The following is a 23,202-nucleotide window of genomic DNA, read 5'->3' on the forward strand; positions in this document are numbered from 1 at the left end:
CTACTTCTTGGGCAGCTTGAGCTGGGAAAGATCGATGCCTTCCAGTCCGGGCGGCAACTGATCGAGACCCTTGGGCATGTTCGACAGGTCGGGCATCCCGGCCGGCATTCCGCCGGGCATACCCGGGAATCCGCCCATGCCGGGGAATCCTCCGCGCATCTTGGGCTGCGTCGGGCCCTTGCCGCCCTTCTTGCCCTTCTTGCCCTTCTTGCTGCGAACCTGCTTACGCGCGCCGGGCATGCCCATACGGCCGGCCATGGCAGCCATCATCTTGCGGGCTTCGAAGAAGCGATCCACCAACTGGTTGACGTCGGAAACCTTGACGCCCGAACCGTTCGCGATGCGCAGTCGGCGTGAGGCGTTGATGATCTTCGGATCGTCGCGCTCGGCCGGTGTCATACCGCGGATGATGGCCTGAATGCGATCGAGTTGCTTCTCGTCGACGTTGGCCAGCGCGTCCTTCATGCCGCCGGCACCCGGCAGCATGCCGAGGAGGTTGCCGATCGGGCCCATCTTGCGGACGGCCATCATCTGATCGAGGAAGTCTTCGAGGGTGAGCTGACCGGAACCGATCTTCGCTGCGGTCGCTTCGGCCTGATCGGCGTCGAAAACCTGCTCGGCCTGCTCGATGAGGCTCAGGACGTCGCCCATACCGAGGATCCGGCTGGCCATGCGATCGGGGTGGAAGACGTCGAAGTCTTCGAGCTTCTCGCCGGTGGACGCGAAGAGGATCGGCTGGCCGGTGACCTCGCGGACGCTCAGTGCGGCACCACCGCGGGCGTCGCCGTCGAGCTTGGTGAGGACGACACCGGTGATGCCGACTCCTTCACGGAACGCGTCGGCGGTACTGACCGCGTCCTGACCGATCATGGCGTCGAGGACGAAGATGGTCTCGTCCGGGTTGACGGCGTCACGGATACCGGCGGCCTGCGCCATCAGCTCCGAGTCGATACCGAGGCGACCGGCGGTGTCGACGATCACGACGTCGTAATGCTTGTTGCGTGCTTCTTCGACGCCGGCGCGGGCGACCTCGACGGGGTCGGCTGCGGAAACGCCGAGGGCGTTCTCGCCACCGCCGATGGAGGTACCGGGGTGCGGCGCGAAGACTGCCGCGCCCGCACGCTCACCGACGATCTGAAGCTGAGTGACGGCGCCGGGACGCTGAAGGTCGCAGGCAACGAGGAGGGGCGTGTGCCCCTGGTCCTTGAGCCACTTGGCCAACTTTCCGGCCAGCGTGGTCTTACCGGAACCCTGCAGACCGGCCAACATGATGACCGTCGGCGGAGTCTTGGCGAACTGGAGTCGACGAGTTTCGCCGCCGAGAACCTCGACCAGCTCTTCGTTGACGATCTTGACGACCTGCTGAGCCGGGTTCAGTGCACCCGAGACCTCGGCGCCCTTGGCGCGTTCCTTGATCTTGGCGATGAAGCTGCGCACTACGGGAAGCGCGACGTCGGCCTCGAGCAGGGCAAGGCGGATCTCGCGGGCCGTAGCGTCGATGTCGGCGCCGGACAGACGACCCTTGCCACGCAGATCCTTGAGAGATCCGGTCAATCTGTCGGAAAGGGATTCGAACACCGAGTGCGCTCCTGAAGGTCGTGCGAGTTAGCCGTGGATATTCTCGGGCACCAGCCTAGCCGCTACGCCCGCACCGATCCCAGCCGATGCGGGCGTAACTGCCGAAACCGGTCCGTCAATCCTCTTTCTTCTTCGGTTGTGGCACCGGAACCACCGCCAGCACCGCCTCCTCGACGCGCTCTCGCGCCGCGCGGGTATCGGCCTCACCGAAGTCGAGGCAGAACGCGTCGACCACCGAGGAACCCAACGTGGCGACCTTCGCCCACCGGATGTCGGCACCACTGTGTTCGAGTGCTGCGGCCAGTCGGCAAAGCAGGCCGACGCGGTCTTCGGTACGCAATTCGAGGATCGCGTGACCGTCACCGGGCGCGTCGAACCAGATGACCCGCGGCGGTGCCTGCGAATAGAGCACCGGAACCGCCGAATCCTTGTTTGTCTGGATCGGGTCGTCCCACTGCTCTGCCCGTGCCTCCTCGTCCTTGGCGTCGAGAAGTTCGAGCAGATTCAGTTCACCGGCCGAAGCGCGGATCAATTCCTGCCTGAGCAGCACCGCCTGCGGCGGTGTGCCGAACCTCGGTGTGACGACAAACGAATTGACCGCCGAACCCGCATGCGACCCCAGCGAAGCGGAATGCACCCGCAACGACTGCAGCGCCAGAACGCCGGCAGCCCGAGACAGCAGCCCGGGCGCGTCGGGCGCGATGACGGTCACGACGTAGGTGTGCGGATTCTCGGCCGGTACGAGCGAGACGTGAACCCCGCCCTCCTCGGCAATGGCCAACTGCTCGGGAGCGAGTGGGTCGGGTTGTGGGAGTTCCTCCCCCGCCATCAACAAACGGCAACGACGCACGAGCTCACCGATCAGAGACGACTTCCAGTCGCCCCAGACGCCAGGACCGGTGGCCAACGAATCCGCCTCCGCCAACGAATGCAGGAGATCGAGAAGCGTCCCGTCCCCTTCGAGTGCGTCGACCACTCGCTGCACCGTTGCCGGATCGTCGAGGTCGCGACGAGTCGCGGTTTCCGGCAGCAGCAAGTGATAGCGCACCATCGCCGTCAACGTCGCGACGTCGGAAGGCCAGAGTCCCAAGCGATTTCCGATCGCGGTGGCCAATTCGGCACCGACGACGCTGTGGTCTCCCCCTCGCCCCTTCCCGATGTCGTGGATCAGCGCACCGAGCATGAGCAGATCCGGCCGAGCGACGCGAGTGGTGAATCCGCTTGCATACGCGGCGGTTTCGACCAGGTGGCGATCCACCGTCCACGTATGGACGGCGTCGCGCGGCGGAAGATCGCGAATGGTCCCCCACTCCGGCAGGAGGCGACCCCAGAGCCCGGTCCGGTCCATCGCCTCGATCACCGGAACGGCACGCGATCCCGAACCGAGCACGACCAAGAGATCGTTGACCGCATTTTTCGGCCACGGCTCACGCAGTTCCGGGGCATTGTCGGCCAGTCGATTGAGCGTCGACGCGGAGATCGGCATGCCGTTGGTGGCCGCCGCTGCCGCGACCCGCATCACCAGACCGGGATCCTTCTTCGGCCTCGCATCGCGCGCCAGGACAACTTCGCCGGCATGCTCGACGACGCCCTCGTCCAGTGGTCGCCGCACCGGCGCGCGACGCAGCCGCGACAAACCACGCCGGGGCAAGGAGTTTCCGGCGGTACGGATACCGACGTCCACCGAATAGCTGATGGTGCGCGCCGATTCACTGAGAAGGCGGGCCAGATCGAATCGATCACCGATCCGCAGCGCCGCACCGATTTCGTCGGCGTCCTGCGCTCGCAGTTGATCGCGGGCGCGACCGGCAACGCGGTGAAGTTCGGTGCGCACGTCGAGCAACCGCCTGTGCGCGAGTGCCAGACCGCCGCCGGGCGAGTTGGGTCCCAGCCCTGGCATCCCGTCGGTCAATTGCGCGATGGACAGGGCGTTGAGCAGTTGGACGTCACGCAGCCCGCCACGGCCGCTCTTGAGATCCGGTTCGGCGCGATGGGCGATCTCGCCGCTGCGCTCCCACCTCGTACGGGTCTGGGTGATCAATTCGTCGAATCGGCTGCGGATGTCCATGCGCCACTGTCGACGGACACCACTGATCAACAGGTTGCTCAGCTCCACATCGCCGGCAATGTGGCGTGCTTCGAGCATTCCGAGTGCCGCCGTCATGTCGGTGGCCGCAACCTGAAGCGCCTGCGGAAGCGTCCGCACGCTGTGGTCGAGTTTGATGTGCGCGTCCCACAGCGGGTACCACAGGCTGTCCGCAACCTGGGCCACGACTGCTGGGTCCATGTCGTCGTGCAGCAGAATCAGATCGAGATCGGAATACGGCAACAGTTCGCGTCGGCCAAGACCACCCACGGCGACGATGGCAAACCCACAATCCGGTTTGATGCCCAGTTCGGTCCCCTTGGTGGTCAACCAGAACTCGTGCAGATCGACCAGTGCATGTCGCAGAGAAGGGGCGTCGAGCCTCCTGTTCTTGACGCCTCCGGTGAGTAGGGCCTTGCGTGCGCGGGCCAGGTCCGCAGCTTCGTCGGATCCCCCTGACGAGACCGGCCCTGGCCCCGTCGCTTTCGCGACGGAACCAGGGCCGAGGTTCTCGGACCCTTTCGGGTCAGAGTGCATCGCCACCGCGTTCCCCGGTGCGAACCCGGATGACCGACTCGACTGGCGAGACCCACACCTTGCCGTCACCGATCTTGCCGGTGCGAGCGGCCTCGACGATCACCTCGACCACCTTGTCCACGGCCGCGTCGTCGACGACGACCTCGACCCGGACCTTGGGTACGAAGTCCACGGAGTACTCCGCGCCTCGGTACACCTCGGTGTGACCCTTCTGTCGGCCGTAGCCCTGAACTTCGCTGACTGTCATACCCAGCACTCCGGCCTGCTCGAGTCCGGTCTTGACGTCCTCGAGCGTGAACGGCTTGACGATTGCTGTGATCAGCTTCATGTGCTCATCCCTTTCCAAACTCTGAAGTGCCTGAATTCACTTTAATCACGTGCTGATCACGCGAGGTCGTATGCGGTCTCTGCGTGTTCGGTCTCATCGATGCCGCGTGCCTCGTCCTCGGCCGAGATTCGCCAGCCCAGGGGCTTGAGTGCGAAGCCGATGATCGTCGTCAGAACGCCGGTGAAGACGAGTGCTGCGAGTGCGATCACGATCTGAACCACCAGTTGCTTGTAGTCGCCGCCGTAGAAGAGGCCGGTTGCGGTGCCGAAGAATCCGATACCGATCGTGCCCCACAGGCCGGAGACAAGGTGCACACCGACGACGTCGAGCGAGTCGTCGAAGCCGAAGCGGAACTTCAGGCCGACTGCGAGAGCGGACAGGATGCCGGCTACGGCGCCGAGGAAGATGGAACCGACCGGGTTGAGCGCACCGGCAGCAGGGGTGATGGCGACCAGACCGGCGACCGCACCGGAAGCTGCGCCGAGGCTGGTGGCGTGACCGTCACGAATACGCTCGGTGGCGAGCCAGGCCAGGACTGCGGCACACGTCGCGGTGGTCGTGTTGACCCAGGCGAGACCGGCGTTACCGTCGGCGGCGAATGCCGAGCCGGCGTTGAAGCCGAACCAACCGAACCAGAGAAGTGCTGCGCCGAGCATCACGAAGGGCAGGTTGTGCGGACGGAAGGCGGTCTTGCCGAAGCCGAGACGCTTGCCGACGATGAGGGCGAGGACCAGACCGGCCATACCCGCGTTGATGTGAACGACTGTGCCACCGGCGAAGTCGATCGGAGCGACGTTGGCGACGGTGACTCCGTCTTCGTTGACCGTGGTGCCGAAGAGCTTTGCCGCGATGCCGTCCTCGGAGCCCGAGAGGAGTCCGCCGCCCCACACCATGTGTGCGAGGGGGAAGTAGACGACGGTGACCCAGATACCCGAGAACAGCAGCCAGGTGCCGAACTTGACCCGCTCGGCCAGGGCACCACTGATAAGGGCGGTGGTGATGATCGCGAATGTCACCTGGAACGCGATGTCGATGACGTTGGGGTAGCCCCACGCGCCGGCGATGAAGTTGCCGTCAGCATCGGTGATGCTGTTCTTGAGGCCGAAGAACTCGAACGGGTTGGCAAAAATGCCCCCGATGTTCTCGGTGCCGTAGGACATCGACCATCCCCACAGAACGTAGATGACGCCGATGACGGCCATGGCCCCGAAGGACATCATCATCATGTTCAGGACGGACTTGGACCGAGACATCCCGCCGTAGAAGAAAGCGAGGCCGGGTGTCATCAGCAAGACCAGAGATGCAGCCATCAGCATCCATGCGGCGTTACCGGAGTTCGCCAACAAATCGTCGGTACTCACTTACTACCTCCTAGTCGCACGTGCCGGGCAGCACGTCGTTAAGGAGAAGAGTGCTGGGCTGGTGTTTCGTCCATGGCGCTGTCGCGTTTCGCAGACGTGAACCAATTGCCCAACTTTGTTGCAAACAGGTTTCGCCAGGGGGTTCTACCGACCCTGTGCGCCTTTTCGGTAGTTCGCGCTACCAAAAAGGCGCACGGGGCGTCAGCCCAGGAGGGCGTCGACGAACGCACCCGGCTCGAAGGGCGCCAGGTCGTCGGCACCTTCACCGAGACCGACCAACTTCACCGGCACACCCAGTTCATGCTGAACCTGGAAGACGATTCCGCCCTTGGCGGTTCCGTCCAGCTTGGTCAGTACGACGCCGGTGATGTCCACGACCTCCGCGAACACTCGAGCCTGTGCCAGTCCGTTCTGGCCGACCGTCGCATCGAGAACCAGCAGAACGTCGTCGACCGACGCCTTCTTCTCGATGACCCGCTTGACCTTGCCGAGCTCGTCCATCAGGCCGGTCTTGGTGTGCAGGCGGCCGGCGGTGTCGATGAGGACCACGTCCACGCCGTCCGCGATGCCCCGTGAGACCGCGTCGAAGGCAATCGCAGCGGGATCGCCACCCTCCTTGCCACGAACAACTTCAGCGCCGACACGCTCGGCCCACGTCTGGAGCTGATCGGCGGCGGCCGCGCGGAACGTGTCCGCGGCACCGAGCACGACGCGACGACCGTCGGCGACGAGCACGCGAGCCAGCTTGCCGGTGGTCGTTGTCTTGCCGGTCCCGTTGACGCCGACGACGAGCAGAACAGCCGGGTGATCATCATGCGGCAATGCGCGGATGGAGCGGTCCAGTTCGGGACGCAGTTCGGCGATCAACACCTCGCGCAGAAGGGCGCGGGCGGCAGCCTCGGTCCGGACGCTGCGGGCCGCCATCTGCTCACGAAGCTTCGTGACAACCTTTTCCGTGGTCGCGGAGCCGAGGTCTGCGATGAGAAGGGTGTCCTCGACTTCTTCCCACGAGTCCTCGTCCAGATCGCCGCCACCGAGTAGGCCGAGCAAGCTCTTGCCGACCGCTGACTGCGAGCGGGAGAGGCGCCCGCGCAGTCGGTCCAGCCGGCCTTCGGTCGGGTCGATCTCGTCCAACACGAGCGGTGCAGGCTCGACGGGTTCAGGAACTACAACGGGCTCGGGAACTACGACGGGCTCGGGTACGACTGCAGGTTCGGGAACGACAGGTTCTTCGACAACAGGTTCTGCTACTGGTGGTTCTTCTACGACCGGCTTTTCGATTACCGGCTCTTCGACAACCGGCTCCTCGACAACAGGTTTTTCGACGACAGGCGGCTTCTCCGCGACCGGCGGCGTCGGAACCACCGGAGGTGGCGCCGTTGCCGTCGAGCCTTGACTGAAGTTGAACCCGCCGCCGGCCTTGTAGCCGCCTGACTTGTCCTTCTCGGGGGTGCCGAGCTCCGGCTTCGTCTCGGGCGCCTTCAGCGACACCTGCCCCTTGCGGTAGCGCAGGAATCCGGCAACGAGAACGACGAGTAGTACGGCCGCTACAGCCGCGATGATGATCCAAGCCTGGGTAGTCACCGGCCCATTGTTTCAGGCTCCGACCCGGAAAGTGAGCAGGGCTTACGTCGAGGCCATGTCTTGACCGCGAAGTCGCTGCGAAATCACGGTGGTGATGCCGTCGCCGCGCATGCTGACTCCGTACAACGCGTCGGCGATTTCCATCGTCGGTTTCTGGTGAGTGATCACGATCAACTGCGACTTCTCCCGCAATTGTTCGAAGAGTCCGATCAGCCGCCGCAGGTTGGTGTCGTCCAACGCCGCCTCGACCTCGTCCATCACGTAGAACGGGGACGGGCGTGCCCGGAAGATCGCGACCAGCATGGCCACCGCGGTCAAGGACTTCTCGCCGCCCGACAGCAACGACAACCGCTTGACCTTCTTACCGGGCGGACGCGCCTCGACTTCGATGCCTGTGGTCAGCATGTCCGACGGATCGGTGAGAACCAGTCGTCCTTCTCCCCCGGGGAACAATTTCTCGAACACGCCCACGAACTCACGCTCGACGTCGGCATAGGCCTCGGTGAACACCTGCAGAATTCGTGCGTCCACGTCTGCGACCACAGCAAGAAGGTCCTTGCGTGCGGTCTTGACGTCTTCGAGCTGAGTGGAGAGGAAGGTATACCGCTCCTCGAGAGCTGCGAATTCCTCGAGCGCCAGCGGATTGACCTTGCCGAGGGTGGCGAGGTCTTTCTCCGCCCGCTTCGCGCGCCGTTCCTGAGTCGCACGATCGTACGGAAGCGGAGCGGGGGCGGTTACCTGCTCGCCGCGCTCCTTGGCCTGCTCGTACTCCTCGATTTCGAGAGCGGTCGGCGGCAGTTCGACGTCGGGTCCGTACTCGGCGATCAGATCATCGAGGCCGATACCGTACTGATCGAGGATCGACTCCTCGAGTTGTTCGATGCGCAGCGCCGCCTGAGCCTTCGCAACCTCGTCGCGATGGACGGCGTCGGTGAGTGAAGCGAGCTGTCCGGTCAGTGCCCGGACGATCTCGCGGACCTGATCCAGCTTGGCCGTGCACTCGGAGCGGGCCCGAGCCAACTCGTCGCGGTGAGCAAGAGCCGCGGCGACGACGGCCTCGAGTTCGGCCGCCACGCGCTGTCCCGACTCGGCGACGGCAGCTGCAACTTCCGCAGCGTGCGCTCTGGCGCGCAGAGCCCGCTCGGCGCGAATTCGTGCCTCTCGTTCGGCAGCAGCGGCGCGGCGAAGCGAATCAGCCTTTCCGCGTACGGATTCCGCACGTTCTTCGGCGGTGCGCACGGCAAGGCGAGCATCCATTTCGACTATGCGCACTTCGGCCAGCGCTGCTGCGGCCATTTCGCGATCGGCAGCGGTCGATTCCGCACCGTGTCCCGGTGCACTGCCGTCGGTTTCGGCCACACGCAGACGTTCTTCCAGGTCCGCCAGCTTTGTCAGCGACTCACCGCGGCCCTCCTCGGCACGCACTCGCTGGGCGGTCAACCGCTCGGATTCCGCGTGGGCGACTCGTGCTGCCTGCCCCAATCTGCCCAACTGCTCGTAAATGGCGGACATGGCGGCGTCCGACTCGTTGAGCGCCGCCAAAGTCTGCTCCGCGGTCTCGCGTCGAGCGGCCTGTTCGGCCATAGCGCCGGACAGCGCCGCGTCGAGTTCCTCGGATCGGCTCTCCGTTGCCGCCAGTTCCGCTGCTGACGCGTCGATCGCCGCCTGTACCTCCAGCGTGCTGGGTTGCCGATCCGAGCCACCGATCATCCACCCCGAACCGTGCAGATCGCCGGAACGCGTCACTGCACGAATTCCCTTGTGGTCAGCAACAACTCGAATCGCGTCCTCGAGAGTCTCGACCAGGACAACGCCATCGAGTATTGCGGTCAACCCCGCACGCAACTCATCAGGGCAGTCGATGACGTCGACGGCAGGACGACTGCCCGGTGCGATCTCGGCCTCGCGTTTGATCACCGGTTCACCGCTCACGATCAGCGAGGCACGCCCACCGTCCTGATCGGCCAGCGCTGCAACAGCGGAGCGAGCCGAGTCCAGCGACTGCGCCACGACGGCGTCCGCCGCCGGCCCCATCGCGGCAGCGATCGCAGCTTCGTAGCCGGGTTCGACGTGAATCAATCCGACCAGCGAGGTGATGCCGTCGTCGCGCCGGTGTTCGAGCAGCCAGCCGCCACCGTCCTTGCGCTGCAAGCCCATCGACAGTGCCTCGACGCGCGCACGGAGCGAAGCTATACGTTGCCCGCTCGTCTTTTCTTCCTCGCGAAGTTCTTCGACACGTGCGTCGATCATCTCGAGAGCTTCGACGGCGCGTTCATGATTGGTGTCGAGGCCCACTTCACCGGCGTCGAGGTCCCCGATGCTTTCCTGCACCGTGTCGAACTCGGCTTGTGCGGCATCCCCACGCAGACGAGCCTCGTCGATGGCCTCGGTCAGTCGGGAAACTTCCGCGTCGACGGATTCGACGCGGGTACGCAGAGTGTCGACCTGACCGGAGAGTCGAGCAAGACCTTCACGGCGGTCGGCGACGGCACGAACTTCCGCCATGTGCGCCCGTTCCGCTTCTGCTGCAGCATCTTCGGTGGCTGCCAGCTGGTCCCGAGCAGCTTCCGACGCCGCTCGCGCGATTTCGACGCCTTCGAGGAGTTCGGCCTCCTCGGCCGCAAGACGTTCGGCGCGCGCTTCCATCTCGTCCGGGTCCTGGCCGCGATTGCCGACGGGTTCGGAGTCGAGATGTCGTGCACGCTCGCGGGCGATGCGCACGGTGGCGTTGACTCGTTCGGCAAGCGCGGACAGCTGGAACCAACTCTGCGCAGCCGCTTCCGATCCCGGAGTCAGACGAGCGAGAGCTTGCTCCTGGCGCCCGAGTTCGAGGTTGGCCTCGTCGAGCGCGGACGCCACCTCGTTGTGCTGTTCGCGGGCGGCTTTCTCGTCCTGCGCCTGGTCGTTCAGTTGGGTTCGACGGGTCACCAGGTCGTCAGCGGCCAGCCGCATCTTGGCATCACGCAGGTCGGCCTGGACCGTCTGTGCTCGCCGAGCAACCTCGGCCTGGCGTCCCAGCGGTTTGAGTTGCCGACGCAGTTCCGCGGTGAGGTCACTGAGTCGAGCGAGATTGGCCTGCATGGAATCGAGCTTGCGTACCGCTTTTTCCTTGCGGCGGCGATGTTTGAGGACTCCCGCGGCTTCTTCGATGAAGGCGCGTCGATCCTCGGGGCGGGATTCGAGGATCGCGGCGAGCCGTCCCTGCCCGACGATGACATGCATTTCGCGGCCGATACCGGAGTCGCTGAGCAGTTCCTGGACGTCCATCAGACGGCAGGACGAGCCGTTGATCTCGTACTCCCCCGCGCCGTCGCGGAACATCCGGCGCGTGATCGACACCTCGGAGTACTCGATCGGGAGCGCGCCGTCGGCGTTGTCGATGGTCAAGGTCACCTCGGCGCGGCCCAGCGGTGCGCGGCCGGAGGTGCCGGCAAAGATGACGTCTTCCATCTTGCCGCCGCGCAGAGCCTTGGCGCCCTGCTCGCCCATCACCCAGGTCAACGCATCGACGACGTTGGATTTACCCGAGCCGTTCGGCCCGACGACACAGGTGATCCCCGGCTCGAACCGAAGAGTCGTTGCCGACGCAAAGGATTTGAATCCCTTGAGTGTCAGACTCTTGAGGTGCATGGGGGGAAACTTTACCGCCAAACCGGTCAGCGTTCGACGAACCCTGTCAGGTCGCCCCTGGCGGGGTCCCAGCTGTCGACCACGAGGTCCACCGTGCCCGGTGTTGTTCCCGAGCGAAGCAACTCCAACAATTTCTCGAGCTGCGTGCGTTCGCCTTCCGCCACGACGAGCACTCGACCGTCACGCTGATTCGACGCATATCCGATCAACCCGAGTTCGAGGGCGCGGGCCCTGGTCCACCACCGGAACCCGACGCCCTGAACATATCCGTGAACCCACGCCGTCAACCGCACAGGCGGTGTCTCAGTCATGACGTTCAGCCCGCCACACGTTCGAGACGGTGGACGTCGCCGAGGAAACCGGTGGTGTAGAGCGAGTTGGGGTCCCAGCCCGGGCCGCCACCGAACTTCACCGCCGATGTGAACGGCAGACCCGAGGCGATCTCACACGAAGATCCCGAATCCGGATCGACGCGAACAACTTTGCCGCCGGCATTGAATGCGACGTACAACGCGCCGTCCGGTCCGACGGTCAGATCGTCCGCCATGTTTGCCGGACCGAACCCGGGGAGCGTGATCGTTCGCACCGGCCCGCCCAGATCGTGTGCGTCGAGGACGTGGACGGCGGTCACCATGTCGAAAGTGGTCGTTACGTAGATCGTCGAACCGGAGCGTGCGAGGCCGTCGACGGTGCCGAGATCCTCACGAACGATCGAACTGGTTCCGTCACTGTCGATGACCGTGAGCCCCGGCCGGGTCAGGGTGCGAGCTGTGAGGAAACGGTTACCGTCCAGTGGCACAAGCCCGTTCGGCATCACCAGACCGTCGGCAATCGTAGTCACCGATCCGTCTGCGACGTCGACCTTACGAAGGCTGCCGTCGGCGATTCCGAACAGACCCGAGACAGTCGAGTTGCCCGTGGTGAAGTACACGGAACCGTCACGCGCGACCAGCCCGCCAGGACCGGTGACGTCACCGACCAAAGTTGTCCGTGTTCCGTCCGGCGCCACTTTCAGCAGTGCACCCGGCCCGATCAGAGCCGACTGCGACAACGCCATCGATCCGCTGCCGTCGAATTCGAGATTCTCGAGCATTCCGGCACCAGTCGTCACGACGCTCGACGTCCATTTGCCGCAACCACCGTCCGAGCCGTCGGCCGGGACCGATGCCTGTGCCGGAGCACTCACCGCCACAACGGAACCCAGTGCGATCGCAGCGACAGCACTGCCGGCGCGGGACATCAGGCTTCCGTGTCGAACGACAGCGTGACCTTGGTTCCGGCCTTGAGAGTGCGCCCGACCGTGCACACCTTGTCGACGGAACGCTCGACGAGAGTGATGAGGCGCTGCTGCGCTTCGGCATCCAACTCACTGAGGTCGAGTTCGAGAACCTCGTCGAGCTGCGGGTAGACCTCGTTTTCACGATCGGCGGCACCGGACACTCGAACCGTCGCGTCGTAGTTGTCACCGAGGCGGCGAGAGATCGGGAAGTCTGAGCTCATCCCGGTGCATGCAGCCAGTGCAATTTTGAGGAGTTCGCCGGGCGTGAAGACTCCTGGCACCGATTCGGAGCCGATGAGAACCTCTGCGCCACGCGAACTCTTGCCGGTGTAGAGGCGGGTTCCTGTGCGTTCCACCCAAAGCTCCGTGTGAGCTGGGGCGGTTGCAGTGTTGTCTGGAGTCTGTTCAGCCATGACGCAATCTTGCCACTCCGCCGAATCGAAGGGGCGGAGACCTAGGCGATTCGCCGTGCCCTCGGGGTCGGCTGACACCGCGGGCAACTGAACGACGATCGATTCATGAACTTCTCACGCTTGATCGGCGCGCCGCATCGCGGGCACGGAAGATTCTCCTGCCCGTACGCCGACAGCGACCGGTCGAAGTAGCCCGATTCCCCGTTGACGTTCACGTACAGCGCGTCGAAGGACGTACCGCCCTGATCGAGCGCCTCGCCCATCACCGAGTGCGCCGCGGTCAACAGTTCTCGAAGTTTGGGCCTGGTGAGCGATTCGGCGATTCGGTTGCCGTGAATCTTTGCACGCCACAATGATTCGTCGGCGTAGATGTTTCCGATTCCGGAGACCACTGTCTGGTCGAGAATCGCCCGCTTGATCTCGGTGTGCTTGCCCCGCAGGACTTTCACGACGGATTCGAGATCGAACGCAGCATCCATGGGATCGCGAGCGATGTGCGCCACCGACTCGGGCAGCATCGTTCCGTCGACCTCGACGAGGGGTGAAATCGACCAGCCACCGAAGGTCCGCTGGTCGACGAATCGAAGATCAGCCCCGGAATCGAGGGCCAACCGAATGCGTAGGTGCTTTTCCCAGTCGACTGTCGGGGGTTGGACCAACATCTGTCCGCTCATCCCGAGATGAACCACCAGTCCGACACCGGCAGGCTCGAGAACCAGCCACAGATACTTGCCGCGACGCTCTGCCGAAGCGATGGTCTGCCCGGTGAGTTGGCCGATCAAGTCCTCGGAACCGAGAATGTGGCGCCTGATCGCGCGGGGATGGAGGACCTCGACGGCCTCGATCGCCGCACCTACAGCATGAGACTGTAGGCCGCGGCGAACGACTTCGACTTCGGGAAGCTCAGGCAAGAGTGAACTCAGCCGGCGAGATCAGACGGGTTGTCAGCAGCGACTGCGCTAGCAGCGGCATTCTCCGACATCGTCTTCCATGCCGAACTTGCTGCCTTCTGCTCGGCTTCCTTCTTGGAACGACCGACACCGACGCCCAAGGGCTTGCCACTGATGAGAACTGTGGCCGTGAATTCCTTGTCGTGATCGGGTCCGGTAGCGGTGATCTCGTAGACGGGAACTCCGGCACCGTGTTCTGCGGTCAGTTCCTGCAGACTCGTCTTCCAATCCAGACCCGCGCCGAGAAGCGGTGCGCGAGTGAGTAGATCGTCGAACAGATCGAGAACAACACGTCTCGCAGTATCGATGCCGTGCTGCAGGTGTATGGCGCCGAGAATCGACTCCATACCGTCGGCGAGGATGGACGGCTTGTCACGGCCGCCCGTCATTTCCTCGCCCTTACCCAGCAGCAGGTGAGCTCCGAGTCCACCTTCACCCAGAGTCCTGGCAACCTCGGCGAGTGCATGCATGTTGACCACGCTGGCACGAATCTTCGCCAGATCACCTTCGGATTTGTCCGGGTGGGACAGATAAAGATTTTCGGTCACCGTGACGCCGAGAACGGAATCCCCGAGAAATTCGAGGCGCTCGTTCGTGGGCAGACCGCCGTTCTCGTACGCGTACGAGCGGTGCGTGAGAGCCAGGGTCAGAAGACCGGGCTCTATATCTACGCCGACAGCGGCGAGGAGCTTGTCGTGATTGCCCTCGCCGCCGGCGGCTGAAACTGTATTTTCGCTCGTCATAGTCTTTCTCCGGGGAGAACTAGACAGCAGCGGTTACCTGGCGGCCCTTGTAAGTACCGCATGACGGGCATGCGATGTGGGGAAGGGTCTGCTCGCCACAGCCACGGTTGGGGCAGGTAACGAGGGTGGGCACAGTGGTCTTCCACTGGCTACGACGCGACCGCGTGTTGGATCGCGACATTTTGCGCTTGGGGACAGCCACTTCTACTTCTCCTCGGCTTCGGTGATCACAAGATTTTCGCTGGTGTTTGATTCCACGCCAAATTTGGCCGCGAGACCAGCCCAGCGAGGATCAAGTATGTCATGCCCATGCCCAGATTCCGCAATCGCCAGGCGAATGCCACATTCTGAGCACAATCCCAGGCAATCATCACTGCACAGAGGCTGGAGCGGAAGCGCCAGACCGACTGCATCGACGATGACCGGTTCGAGGTCGATTTCGTCGTCTTCGACCGCGTAGACCTCTCCCTCTTCCGTCGTCTCCTCGGTGGTGCTGTCCGGGTAAGCGAACAACTCCGTGAGATAGATGTCCACGGTGCCGGTGAAAGGTTCAAGGCACCGCGAGCATTCACCCTTGGTGGGTGCGTGCACGTTTCCGGTGACGAGAACGCCTTCGGACACTGCTTCGAGACGAAGATCGAGATCTATGTCCGCGCCCGCTTCGATCGCGATTAGATCGAGACCGATACGGTTCGGGGACTGAATTGTTCTCTCGACGGTACGCATCGACCCTGGACGACGACCGAGCTTGACCGTGTCCAGCAAAAATCCCGCATCACTTGACTGATGCGACGAACTACGACGATGCGTTGACAAAGAGAACTCACCTAACTGTTGAAACTGGTATGGGCAACCACTCCACAATACGGCAGCTACAACGCAAATCCCAATTCCGTCCACGAAAAAGTGGGCCGCCCCATATCGGACGACCCACCCTCGACTGTCTCGTTCGCTCTAGCGACGACGCTCCGAACGACGATCGTCGTCCTGGTAGTCGGGGACTCCCGAACCTGTTCGAAGCTGTTGACGACCACGCCCGACCGATCGAACCGTTCCGGTGAGGAACTCTTCGAACTCGGCCAACTTGGTGTCCACGTACAGGTCACACTCCGAACGCATCCTGTCGGACTCGGCATGAGCGGCGTCGATCACTCGCGCGGATTCCGCGTGCGCTGACTGGACAACCTCGGTCTGCGACACCAGACGAGCCTGCTCCGCCGTTCCCTCCGCCACTGAATGTTCGTACGAGGCCTGGCCGGACTCGATCATCCGATCGGCCTCGGCACGCGCCCGTCCGGTGACGGCCTCGTACTCACGACGGCCGTCGGTGACGGTCCGTTCCGCTTCTGCTTCGGCGTCCTCGACCAACTGATCGGCGTGCGCGCGTGCTTCGGCAACCATGCGATCGGCCTGAGCCTTGGCATCGGACAGAATCCGGTCGGCGTCGTCGCGTGCGTTCTCGACAGTCGAGGTTGCCTCGGCATTGGCGCTGCTGACCGTCTTCTCGGCGTTTGCTCGCGCGTCACCGACCAATTTGTCGCGATGATCGAGGACGTCCTGAGCGTCGTCCAGCTCGCTCGGAATTGCGTCCCGGACGTCGTCGAGTAGCTCGAGTACGTCACCGCGAGGCACAACACACCCTGCGGTCATGGGAACACCGCGCGCCTCTTCGACAATTGCGACCAGTTCGTCCAGTGCCTCGAATACGCGGTACACAAGCAACCCCAATCTCTACCGGCCGAAATCGGCCCACATCGTCACCGGTCCACTCGGACCTGTGCCCGTTCCTGTCCAAGTTTGCCGGAAGAACGGCCAACGGGGTGTCGTCGTGGTCGGTGTGTCGGGGATCAGCTGTTTTCGGATGCTCGTTCGGCGATACGCGCGAGTAGCCGAGAATGCACCTTGGCCGGGAGCATGTCGGAGACGTCGCCGCCGAAGGTCGCAACTTCCTTCACCAGAGAACTCGACAGGTAGCTGTAGGTCGGGTTCGTGGCAACGAAGAGCGTGTCGACGCCCGTGAGCTTCTGATTCATCTGGGCCATCTGCAGCTCGTAATCAAAGTCGTTCGCGCCGCGCAGACCCTTGACGATCGCGCTGAGTCCTTCTTGTTTCGCGTAGTCGACCAACAATCCGTGCCACGACGTGACGCGAACGTTGGGCAGGTGGCTCGTCGCGTCTTCGAGCATCTCGATCCGCTCGTCGATCGTGAACATGCCACGCTTGCTCTTGTTGATCAGCACGGTGACCACGACCTCGTCGAATTGCGCAGCAACTCTTCCGATTACGTCGAGGTGACCGTTGGTCACAGGGTCGAAGGATCCGGGGCAGACGGCGCCAGTCATGAGTCCAGACCGTAGCAGGTGGCCAGCTCGATGCGGGCTTCACCGTAGTTCTTGGCCTTGATCGGCTCGTAGCCCTGAGGCCACACAGTCTCCGGCGAGCGCGACGAACGTTCGAGTACGACGATCGTGCCCTCCCCCACCCATTTGTTGGCCTGCAGATCAGCGAGCATGGACACGACGGCCTCGTCGGTTACCGCATACGGCGGGTCCGCGATCACGATGTCGTATTCACGCGCGCTCGGACCCGAGACCACGGCCGCAACCGGAGCGGCGCGAACCGTCGCCCCCGGCAACGCGACAGTGCCGATGTTCGCCTTGATGACGGCAGCAGCCTTGGCATCGGATTCCACGAGAACAACGTGCTCGGCTCCCCGCGAGAGCGCCTCGAGGCCGAGAGCACCCGAACCCGCAAAGAGGTCGAGAACCGCGCACCCTTCGAGATCGATGCGCGCTTCGAGAGCACTGAACAACGCCTCACGAACCCGATCCGACGTCGGACGGGTGCCGCTCGGCGGGACTCGCAGGCGTCGACCGCCCGCGAGTCCCGAGATGATGCGTGTCACTCTGCGGCGCTCTCCCCCGTCGAGACGACTACCAGCAGGTCTCCGCCCTCGACCTGTTGGACGGCGCTGATCGCGATCCGAGAGACGACGCCGGCGCGCGGCGAGGTGATCGCCGCTTCCATCTTCATCGCTTCGATCGTGGCCACGGTGTCGCCGGCCTCGATCTTCTGGCCTTCCTTGACCGCGAGCGTCACGACGCCCGCGAACGGTGCAGCCACGTGGCCCGGGTTGTTCTTGTCGGCCTTCTCCGCCACCGGTACGTCACTGGCAATGGAGCGATCGCGGATCGAGACCGGGCGCAGCTGGCCGTTCAGGATGCACATGACAGTGCGGTAGCCGCGCTCGTCGGGCTCGGAGATCGCCTCGAGACCGATGATCAGTTCCACGCCGGGAGCCAACTCGACCCGGTGCTCGTCGCCGCGCCGCAAACCGTAGAAGAACTGGTTTGCCGAAAGCCGCGACGTGTCACCGTACTTCTCGCGGTGTTCGAGGAATTCCTTTGTCGGGCCGGGGAACAGCAGACGGTTCAGCGTCGCCTGACGGTCCTTCGACGAGCCCTCCAGCAGCACCTCGTCCTCAGCGGACAACGTCGCTTCCGGCTTGGCCTGGCCACGTCCTTCGAGTGCCTTGCTGCGGAACGGTTCCGGCCAACCACCGGGAGGCGTACCGAGTTCACCGCGCAGGAAGCCCACCACGGAGTCGGGAATGTCGAACTTCGCCGGATCTGCGGCGAACTCCTCCGAAGGCACGCCGGCACCGACAAGATGGAGCGCGAGGTCGCCGACGACCTTCGACGACGGCGTCACCTTCACAAGATGCCCGAGCATGCGGTCTGCGTCGGCGTACTTGGCTTCGACCTCTTCGAACCGGTCGCCGAGACCGAGAGCAACGGCCTGGGTCCGGAGGTTGGAGAGTTGACCGCCCGGAATCTCGTGTGTGTACACGCGACCCGTCGGCGCCGGCAGTCCGGATTCGAACGGCGCGTACACCTTTCGCAGCGCCTCCCAGTACGGCTCGAGGTCGCACACGTTCTGCAGGTTCAGTCCGGTGTCGAACTCGGAGTGCGCGGCAGCGGCGACGATGGCCGAGAGCGCAGGCTGGCTGGTGGTTCCGGCCAGTGCCGCGGAAGCACCGTCGACTGCGTCGGCGCCCGCCTGCCACGCTGCGAAGTACGTGGCCAGCTGTCCACCGGGAGTGTCGTGCGTGTGAACGTGAACCGGCAGATCGAAGTTGCTGCGTAGCGCCGTCACCAGCTTGGTAGCTGCCGGAGCGCGCAGCAGGCCTGCCATGTCCTTGATCGCGAGCACGTGAGCGCCGGCATCGACGATCTCTTCGGCCAACTTCAGGTAGTAGTCGAGCGTGTACAGAGTTTCGTTCGGATCCGACAGATCACCGGTGTAGCTCAGCGCCACCTCCGCGAGGGCCGTTCCGGTCTCACGCACCGCGTCGATGGCGGGCCGCATCTGGTCGACGTTGTTGAGCGCGTCGAAGATTCGGAAGATGTCGATACCGGTGTCGGTGGCTTCCTGAACGAATGCGCGCGTGACCTTTTCGGGATACGGCGTGTAGCCCACCGTGTTTCGGCCGCGAAGAAGCATCTGAAGGCAGATGTTCGGGATCGCCTCGCGGAGTGCGGCGAGCCGGTACCACGGATCCTCGTGCAGGAAGCGAAGTCCCACATCATAGGTCGCGCCGCCCCAGGCTTCGATCGAGAGCAGTTCCGGCGTCAACCGCGCAACGTGCCCGGCTACTCCGAGCAGTCCGCTGGTCCGAACTCGCGTGGCCAACAACGACTGGTGCGCGTCACGGAAGGTGGTGTCGGTGACGCCGACGGCCTTCTGCTCACGCAGTGCCTTCGCAAAACCTTCGGGTCCGAGTTCGAGCAGGCGCTGACGGCTACCGGCAGGAGGAGGCGTCGAAAGATCGATCTTGGGCAGCTTGTCCTGCGGGTACACCGCCGAGGGCCGCTCACCGTGAGGCTTGTTGACAGTCACATCCGCGAGGTAGGTCAGGATCTTCGTGCCGCGGTCTGCCGAAGAACGCAGAGTCAGCAGCTGAGGACGTTCCTCGATGAAGGAGGTCGTCACACGTCCGGCCCGGAAGTCCGGGTCGTCGAGAACCGCCTGCAGGAACGGAATGTTGGTCGAGACGCCACGAATGCGGAACTCGGTGACCGCGCGGCGAGCCCTCGCGACAGCGGCTTCGAGGTCACGACCACGGCAGGTGAGCTTGACCAGCATCGAGTCGAAGTACGCGCCGACCTCGGCTCCGAGCGTGGCGCCGCCGTCCAGGCGGATACCGGCTCCGCCCGGGGTGCGGTACGCAGTGATGCGGCCCGTGTCCGGGCGGAATCCGTTGGCCGGATCCTCCGTGGTGATGCGGCACTGCAGCGCCGCGCCGCGAAGCTTGATCGTGTCCTGTGACAGACCAAGTTCTTCAAGCGTCGAACCGGACGCGATCTTGAGCTGCGACTGGACCAGGTCCACGTCCGTCACTTCTTCGGTGACGGTGTGCTCCACCTGAATTCGCGGGTTCATCTCGATGAAGACGTGATTGCCGCGCTTGTCGAGGAGGAACTCGACGGTGCCCGCGCACGTGTACCCGATCTCCTTCGCGAAGGCGACGGCGTCGGCACAGATCTTGGCGCGCAACTCTTCCGAGAGATTGGGCGCCGGAGCAAGCTCGATCACCTTCTGGTGGCGACGCTGCAGCGAGCAGTCACGCTCGAAGAGGTGGATGACATTGCCCTGCTCGTCGGCGAGGATCTGCACTTCGATGTGCCGGGGGTCGATGACGGCCTGCTCGAGGAAGACCGTCGAATCGCCGAAGGCCGATTCCGCTTCGCGCGCTGCGGCTTCGATCGATTCCTTGAGCTGTGAGCGCTCCGCAACGCGGCGCATTCCGCGTCCACCGCCGCCGGCAACGGCCTTGACGAAGATCGGGAAGGTCATGTCCTCGGCGGCCGCGAGCAACTCGTCGATGTCCGCTGACGGCTCCGAGGACGCGAGCACGGGGAGACCGGCGGCCTTTGCCGCTGCGATGGCCCGAGCCTTGTTTCCGGTCAACTCGAGGATCTCGGCGGACGGGCCGACGAACTTGATGCCTGCCTCGGCGCACGCCGCCGACAGATCCGGGTTCTCGGAAAGGAAGCCGTAACCGGGGTAGATGGCGTCGGCTCCGGCACTCTTGGCGGCGGCGACGATTTCCTCGACTGAGAGATACGCCCGAACGGGGTGACCCTTCTCCCCGATCTGGTAGCTCTCGTCTGCCTTGAGACGGTGGATCGAGTTCCGATCCTCGTACGGGAACACCGCGACGGTTCCGGCACCTAGTTCGTAGGCGGCGCGGAAGGCACGGATCGCAATTTCGCCGCGGTTCGCGACGAGCACTTTGGAGAACATTCGAGAAAACTACCCCGATTTCATCTTGCGTCTACATGCGGAGTCTCATATTTCGGACTGAATCGAGAAACCAACCCGGTGGTCCTCGTGCTATTCGATTTCAGCTTGTCGTCATACCCGTCACGACTTCTCGAGGTACTCGATCCGGTCGGAGTCCAGGGCAGCGGTCACCATGGAAGCGAGGGCGGGATGATCCTCGAGCGACGGATCGGAGTCGACGATTCCCTGAGCGAACTCCCTGGCGGACTCGAGGATGTCTCCGTGGGCCATGAGGGAAAGCAGTCTCAGATTCGAGGTTGTGCCAGACTGCGCCGCACCGAGAATGTCTCCTTCACGTCTGGTCGCGAGGTCGAGTTGCGCCAGTTCGAACCCGTCGTTGGTCGCTGCCACCGCCGAGAGCCGCTCGTACGCCGGTCCGCCGGGATTGCTTCCGGTGACGAGGATGCACAGCCCCTGGTGCTTGCCTCGACCGACTCGTCCGCGCAGCTGATGGAGCTGACTGACGCCGAACCGCTCGGCGTCGACGATCACCATCACCGTCGCATTCGGAACGTCCACACCGACTTCGACGACAGTCGTACAGACGAGGACGTCGATGTCACCGACGTTGAATGCGCTCATCACGACGTCTTTTTCGTCGGAAGGCAGTCGACCGTGCAGCAACCCGACTCGCAGATCGGCCAGCGGGCCACTCGACAGCTCTTCGAAGACGTCGACCGCCGACTTGGTCTCGGGCTGCTTCTCCTCGGTGAACTGGTCCTCACCGGCACCCTGCTCACCGTCGCCGATGCGTGAGCACACGACATACGCCTGACGACCAGCGGCAACGTCCTCACGGATTCGTTCCCATGCGCGATCCACCCACTGCGGCTTCTGCTTCGCGGGCACGACGCTGCTCTTGATCGGGGTTCGCCCACGCGGTAGTTCCCGCAGGGTCGAGACCTCGAGGTCGCCGAGCACCGTCATGGCGATGGTTCGCGGAATCGGCGTTGCCGTCATCACCAGCAGATGCGGACTCAGACCTTCACGCGCTCGTGATCGCAACTGATCACGTTGCTCGACGCCGAAGCGGTGCTGCTCGTCGACGACAACCATGCCGAGGTTGAAGAACTCCACGTTGTCCTGGATGAGCGCATGGGTACCGATGACGATCCCGGCGTCGCCGGTCACGGCTTCGAGCAGCGCTGCGCGCTTCGCAGCGACCGGCAGCGAGCCGGTCAGAAGGGCGATACGGGTGGAATGTTCGGCCGAACCGAGTTCACCGCCTGCGGCCAGCGGGCCCATCATCTTGCGCAGTGATCGCGCGTGCTGATTTGCCAGGACCTCGGTCGGTGCGAGCAACGCGCACTGATAACCGGCGTCGACGACCTGCAACATCGCGCGCAGAGCCACGATGGTCTTGCCTGACCCGACCTCGCCCTGAAGAAGCCGGCTCATCGGGTGTGGGCGAGCGAGATCGCTGGAGATCTCCTCCGCGACTGCTTGCTGTCCCTCCGTCAGAGTGAACGGGAGCATCTCCTCGAACTGGTCCGCGATCCCGCCGGCAACCGGAGCGCAGGCCGGCGCTACACGCTCGGAATTGTCGTGACGACGCATCGCGAGGACCAACTGCAGAGACAGCGCCTCGTCGAAACGCAGACGATCCTGAGATCGTTCGATGTCCTCCTTGGTATCCGGGAGGTGAACGGTGCGCAGTGCCTCGTCCAAACCGATGAATCCGTGCTCGGCCCGAGTCTCGGCGGGCAACGGCTCCTCGATCGGATCGAGTTGATCGAGCACTTGCCGCACGCACCGCATGATGGTCCAGCTCTCGACCTCGCGGGTCGCCGGGTACAGCGGGATCAATGCGCGGTCGAAGACGGACAGATCGAGTTCGGCGCCGGGATCCTGGTTTGCGCGAGCCAGACCGGCAAGGTCACCGGCCCCCTTGATGGATGCAAGCGGAACTACCGAATCCTCCTCGCCGACACGAGGTTCCGGGAGGATCAGGTAGCTCGGGTGGGTGAGAGACCACTTGCCGCGGAAGTACTTCACCGTCCCGGAGAACATCGCACGCACGCCGGGCTTGATGACGTGCCGCACCTTCTGCGGATTGAAGAACGTGACGTCGACGGTCTGCGAATCAGTCGCGAGCGATACTCGCAACATCTGCCCCGGACGGTTCTTCATCTTCACGACCGCCGCCGACGCCACCCGCGCGATGATGGTGATGTGCTCACCTTCGGGCGGCTCCTTCTCGGCAAGTTCCTTGCCTGCCGACGCGTACCGGTGTGGGTAGTGACGCAGCAGGTCCTCGACCGTCCGAATCTCGAATGCCTCGTCGAGCGCGTCCGCGGTCTTCTTTCCCAGCAGCCGATCGAGTGGGTCGGCGAGCGTCGCCATCAGTTCCTCCAGCACAGTGTCGCGG

At 64.0% G+C, this 23,202-nt stretch carries 18 protein-coding genes; all 18 read right to left on the minus strand.

What is annotated here, in order from left to right; genetic code table 11:
- The 18 genes from ffh to recG all read right to left on the minus strand — a co-directional run bounded on the left by ffh (window position 1) and on the right by recG (window position 23,177).
- Complete coding sequence (gene ffh / locus H7C86_RS03385) at window positions 1-1,578, minus strand: signal recognition particle protein (RefSeq protein ID WP_003942713.1); 1,578 nt, start codon at window positions 1,576-1,578, stop codon at window positions 1-3.
- 115 nt (window positions 1,579-1,693) lie between these two features.
- Window positions 1,694-4,201 carry a [protein-PII] uridylyltransferase gene (locus H7C86_RS03390; RefSeq protein ID WP_070796281.1) on the minus strand — a complete coding sequence of 836 codons (2,508 nt, stop codon included), beginning with the start codon at window positions 4,199-4,201 and terminating at the stop codon, window positions 1,694-1,696.
- Complete coding sequence (locus H7C86_RS03395) at window positions 4,191-4,529, minus strand: P-II family nitrogen regulator (RefSeq protein WP_003942772.1); 339 nt, start codon at window positions 4,527-4,529, stop codon at window positions 4,191-4,193. Before H7C86_RS03395 ends, H7C86_RS03390 begins: the two co-directional genes overlap by 11 nt.
- A gap of 56 nt (window positions 4,530-4,585) precedes the next feature.
- Entirely contained in the window at window positions 4,586-5,845 is a 1,260-nt protein-coding gene (locus tag H7C86_RS03400) for an ammonium transporter (RefSeq protein WP_051636583.1), read from the minus strand.
- Between the two features lie 246 nt (window positions 5,846-6,091).
- Entirely contained in the window at window positions 6,092-7,474 is a 1,383-nt protein-coding gene (ftsY, locus tag H7C86_RS03405; RefSeq protein WP_182261098.1) for a signal recognition particle-docking protein FtsY, read from the minus strand.
- A 42-nt stretch (window positions 7,475-7,516) separates the two neighbouring features.
- Window positions 7,517-11,104, minus strand: coding sequence for a chromosome segregation protein SMC (smc, locus tag H7C86_RS03410; RefSeq protein WP_182261099.1), 3,588 nt, complete (start codon window positions 11,102-11,104; stop codon window positions 7,517-7,519).
- A 26-nt stretch (window positions 11,105-11,130) separates the two neighbouring features.
- Window positions 11,131-11,415 (minus strand): acylphosphatase, encoded by a 285-nt coding sequence (locus tag H7C86_RS03415; protein ID WP_020907281.1) that lies wholly within the window; start codon window positions 11,413-11,415, stop codon window positions 11,131-11,133.
- 5 nt (window positions 11,416-11,420) lie between these two features.
- Window positions 11,421-12,344 (minus strand): SMP-30/gluconolactonase/LRE family protein, encoded by a 924-nt coding sequence (locus tag H7C86_RS03420; protein ID WP_182261100.1) that lies wholly within the window; start codon window positions 12,342-12,344, stop codon window positions 11,421-11,423.
- Complete coding sequence (locus H7C86_RS03425; RefSeq protein ID WP_020907278.1) at window positions 12,344-12,796, minus strand: OsmC family protein; 453 nt, start codon at window positions 12,794-12,796, stop codon at window positions 12,344-12,346. Before H7C86_RS03425 ends, H7C86_RS03420 begins: the two co-directional genes overlap by 1 nt.
- Before the next feature lie 41 nt (window positions 12,797-12,837).
- Entirely contained in the window at window positions 12,838-13,707 is an 870-nt protein-coding gene (gene mutM / locus H7C86_RS03430; protein ID WP_019747953.1) for a bifunctional DNA-formamidopyrimidine glycosylase/DNA-(apurinic or apyrimidinic site) lyase, read from the minus strand.
- Between the two features lie 8 nt (window positions 13,708-13,715).
- Window positions 13,716-14,489: a ribonuclease III gene (gene rnc / locus H7C86_RS03435; protein WP_019747952.1), complete on the minus strand. Its 774-nt coding sequence runs from the start codon at window positions 14,487-14,489 to the stop codon at window positions 13,716-13,718.
- A 19-nt stretch (window positions 14,490-14,508) separates the two neighbouring features.
- Window positions 14,509-14,691: a 50S ribosomal protein L32 gene (gene rpmF, locus H7C86_RS03440; RefSeq protein ID WP_007729318.1), complete on the minus strand. Its 183-nt coding sequence runs from the start codon at window positions 14,689-14,691 to the stop codon at window positions 14,509-14,511.
- A 2-nt stretch (window positions 14,692-14,693) separates the two neighbouring features.
- Window positions 14,694-15,254 carry a DUF177 domain-containing protein gene (locus H7C86_RS03445; RefSeq protein WP_182261166.1) on the minus strand — a complete coding sequence of 187 codons (561 nt, stop codon included), beginning with the start codon at window positions 15,252-15,254 and terminating at the stop codon, window positions 14,694-14,696.
- 189 nt (window positions 15,255-15,443) lie between these two features.
- On the minus strand, window positions 15,444-16,205 hold the full coding sequence (locus H7C86_RS03450; protein ID WP_003942696.1) for a DivIVA domain-containing protein: 762 nt from the start codon (window positions 16,203-16,205) through the stop codon (window positions 15,444-15,446).
- A gap of 131 nt (window positions 16,206-16,336) precedes the next feature.
- Complete coding sequence (gene coaD, locus H7C86_RS03455; RefSeq protein ID WP_182261101.1) at window positions 16,337-16,831, minus strand: pantetheine-phosphate adenylyltransferase; 495 nt, start codon at window positions 16,829-16,831, stop codon at window positions 16,337-16,339.
- Window positions 16,828-17,394, minus strand: a complete 567-nt coding sequence (gene rsmD, locus H7C86_RS03460; RefSeq protein WP_003942746.1) for a 16S rRNA (guanine(966)-N(2))-methyltransferase RsmD — start codon at window positions 17,392-17,394, stop codon at window positions 16,828-16,830. The genes coaD and rsmD overlap by 4 nt, the downstream gene beginning before the upstream one ends.
- Complete coding sequence (locus H7C86_RS03465) at window positions 17,391-20,795, minus strand: pyruvate carboxylase (protein WP_020969323.1); 3,405 nt, start codon at window positions 20,793-20,795, stop codon at window positions 17,391-17,393. Before H7C86_RS03465 ends, rsmD begins: the two co-directional genes overlap by 4 nt.
- A 120-nt stretch (window positions 20,796-20,915) precedes the next feature.
- Window positions 20,916-23,177, minus strand: a complete 2,262-nt coding sequence (gene recG / locus H7C86_RS03470) for an ATP-dependent DNA helicase RecG (RefSeq protein WP_029255116.1) — start codon at window positions 23,175-23,177, stop codon at window positions 20,916-20,918.
- Window positions 23,178-23,202: the final 25 nt, after the last annotated feature.

The organism is Rhodococcus sp. UFZ-B548 (genome assembly GCF_903819475.1).
GTDB classification, from domain to species: Bacteria; Actinomycetota; Actinomycetes; order Mycobacteriales; family Mycobacteriaceae; genus Rhodococcus_F; species Rhodococcus_F erythropolis.

Excerpts from the sequence above, each read along its gene's own strand:
- H7C86_RS03465 (WP_020969323.1), bottom strand. The coding sequence starts at position 20,795 with ATGTTCTCCAAAGTGCTCGTCGCGAACCGCGGCGAAATTGCGATCCGT.
- coaD (WP_182261101.1), bottom strand. The coding sequence starts at position 16,831 with ATGACTGGCGCCGTCTGCCCCGGATCCTTCGACCCTGTGACCAACGGT.
- H7C86_RS03415 (WP_020907281.1), bottom strand. The coding sequence starts at position 11,415 with ATGACTGAGACACCGCCTGTGCGGTTGACGGCGTGGGTTCACGGATAT.
- rnc (WP_019747952.1), bottom strand. The coding sequence starts at position 14,489 with ATGACGAGCGAAAATACAGTTTCAGCCGCCGGCGGCGAGGGCAATCAC.
- smc (WP_182261099.1), bottom strand. The coding sequence starts at position 11,104 with ATGCACCTCAAGAGTCTGACACTCAAGGGATTCAAATCCTTTGCGTCG.
- H7C86_RS03395 (WP_003942772.1), bottom strand. The coding sequence starts at position 4,529 with ATGAAGCTGATCACAGCAATCGTCAAGCCGTTCACGCTCGAGGACGTC.
- H7C86_RS03390 (WP_070796281.1), bottom strand. The coding sequence starts at position 4,201 with ATGCACTCTGACCCGAAAGGGTCCGAGAACCTCGGCCCTGGTTCCGTC.
- H7C86_RS03425 (WP_020907278.1), bottom strand. The coding sequence starts at position 12,796 with ATGGCTGAACAGACTCCAGACAACACTGCAACCGCCCCAGCTCACACG.
- recG (WP_029255116.1), bottom strand. The coding sequence starts at position 23,177 with ATGGCGACGCTCGCCGACCCACTCGATCGGCTGCTGGGAAAGAAGACC.
- H7C86_RS03400 (WP_051636583.1), bottom strand. The coding sequence starts at position 5,845 with ATGCTGATGGCTGCATCTCTGGTCTTGCTGATGACACCCGGCCTCGCT.
- H7C86_RS03420 (WP_182261100.1), bottom strand. The coding sequence starts at position 12,344 with ATGTCCCGCGCCGGCAGTGCTGTCGCTGCGATCGCACTGGGTTCCGTT.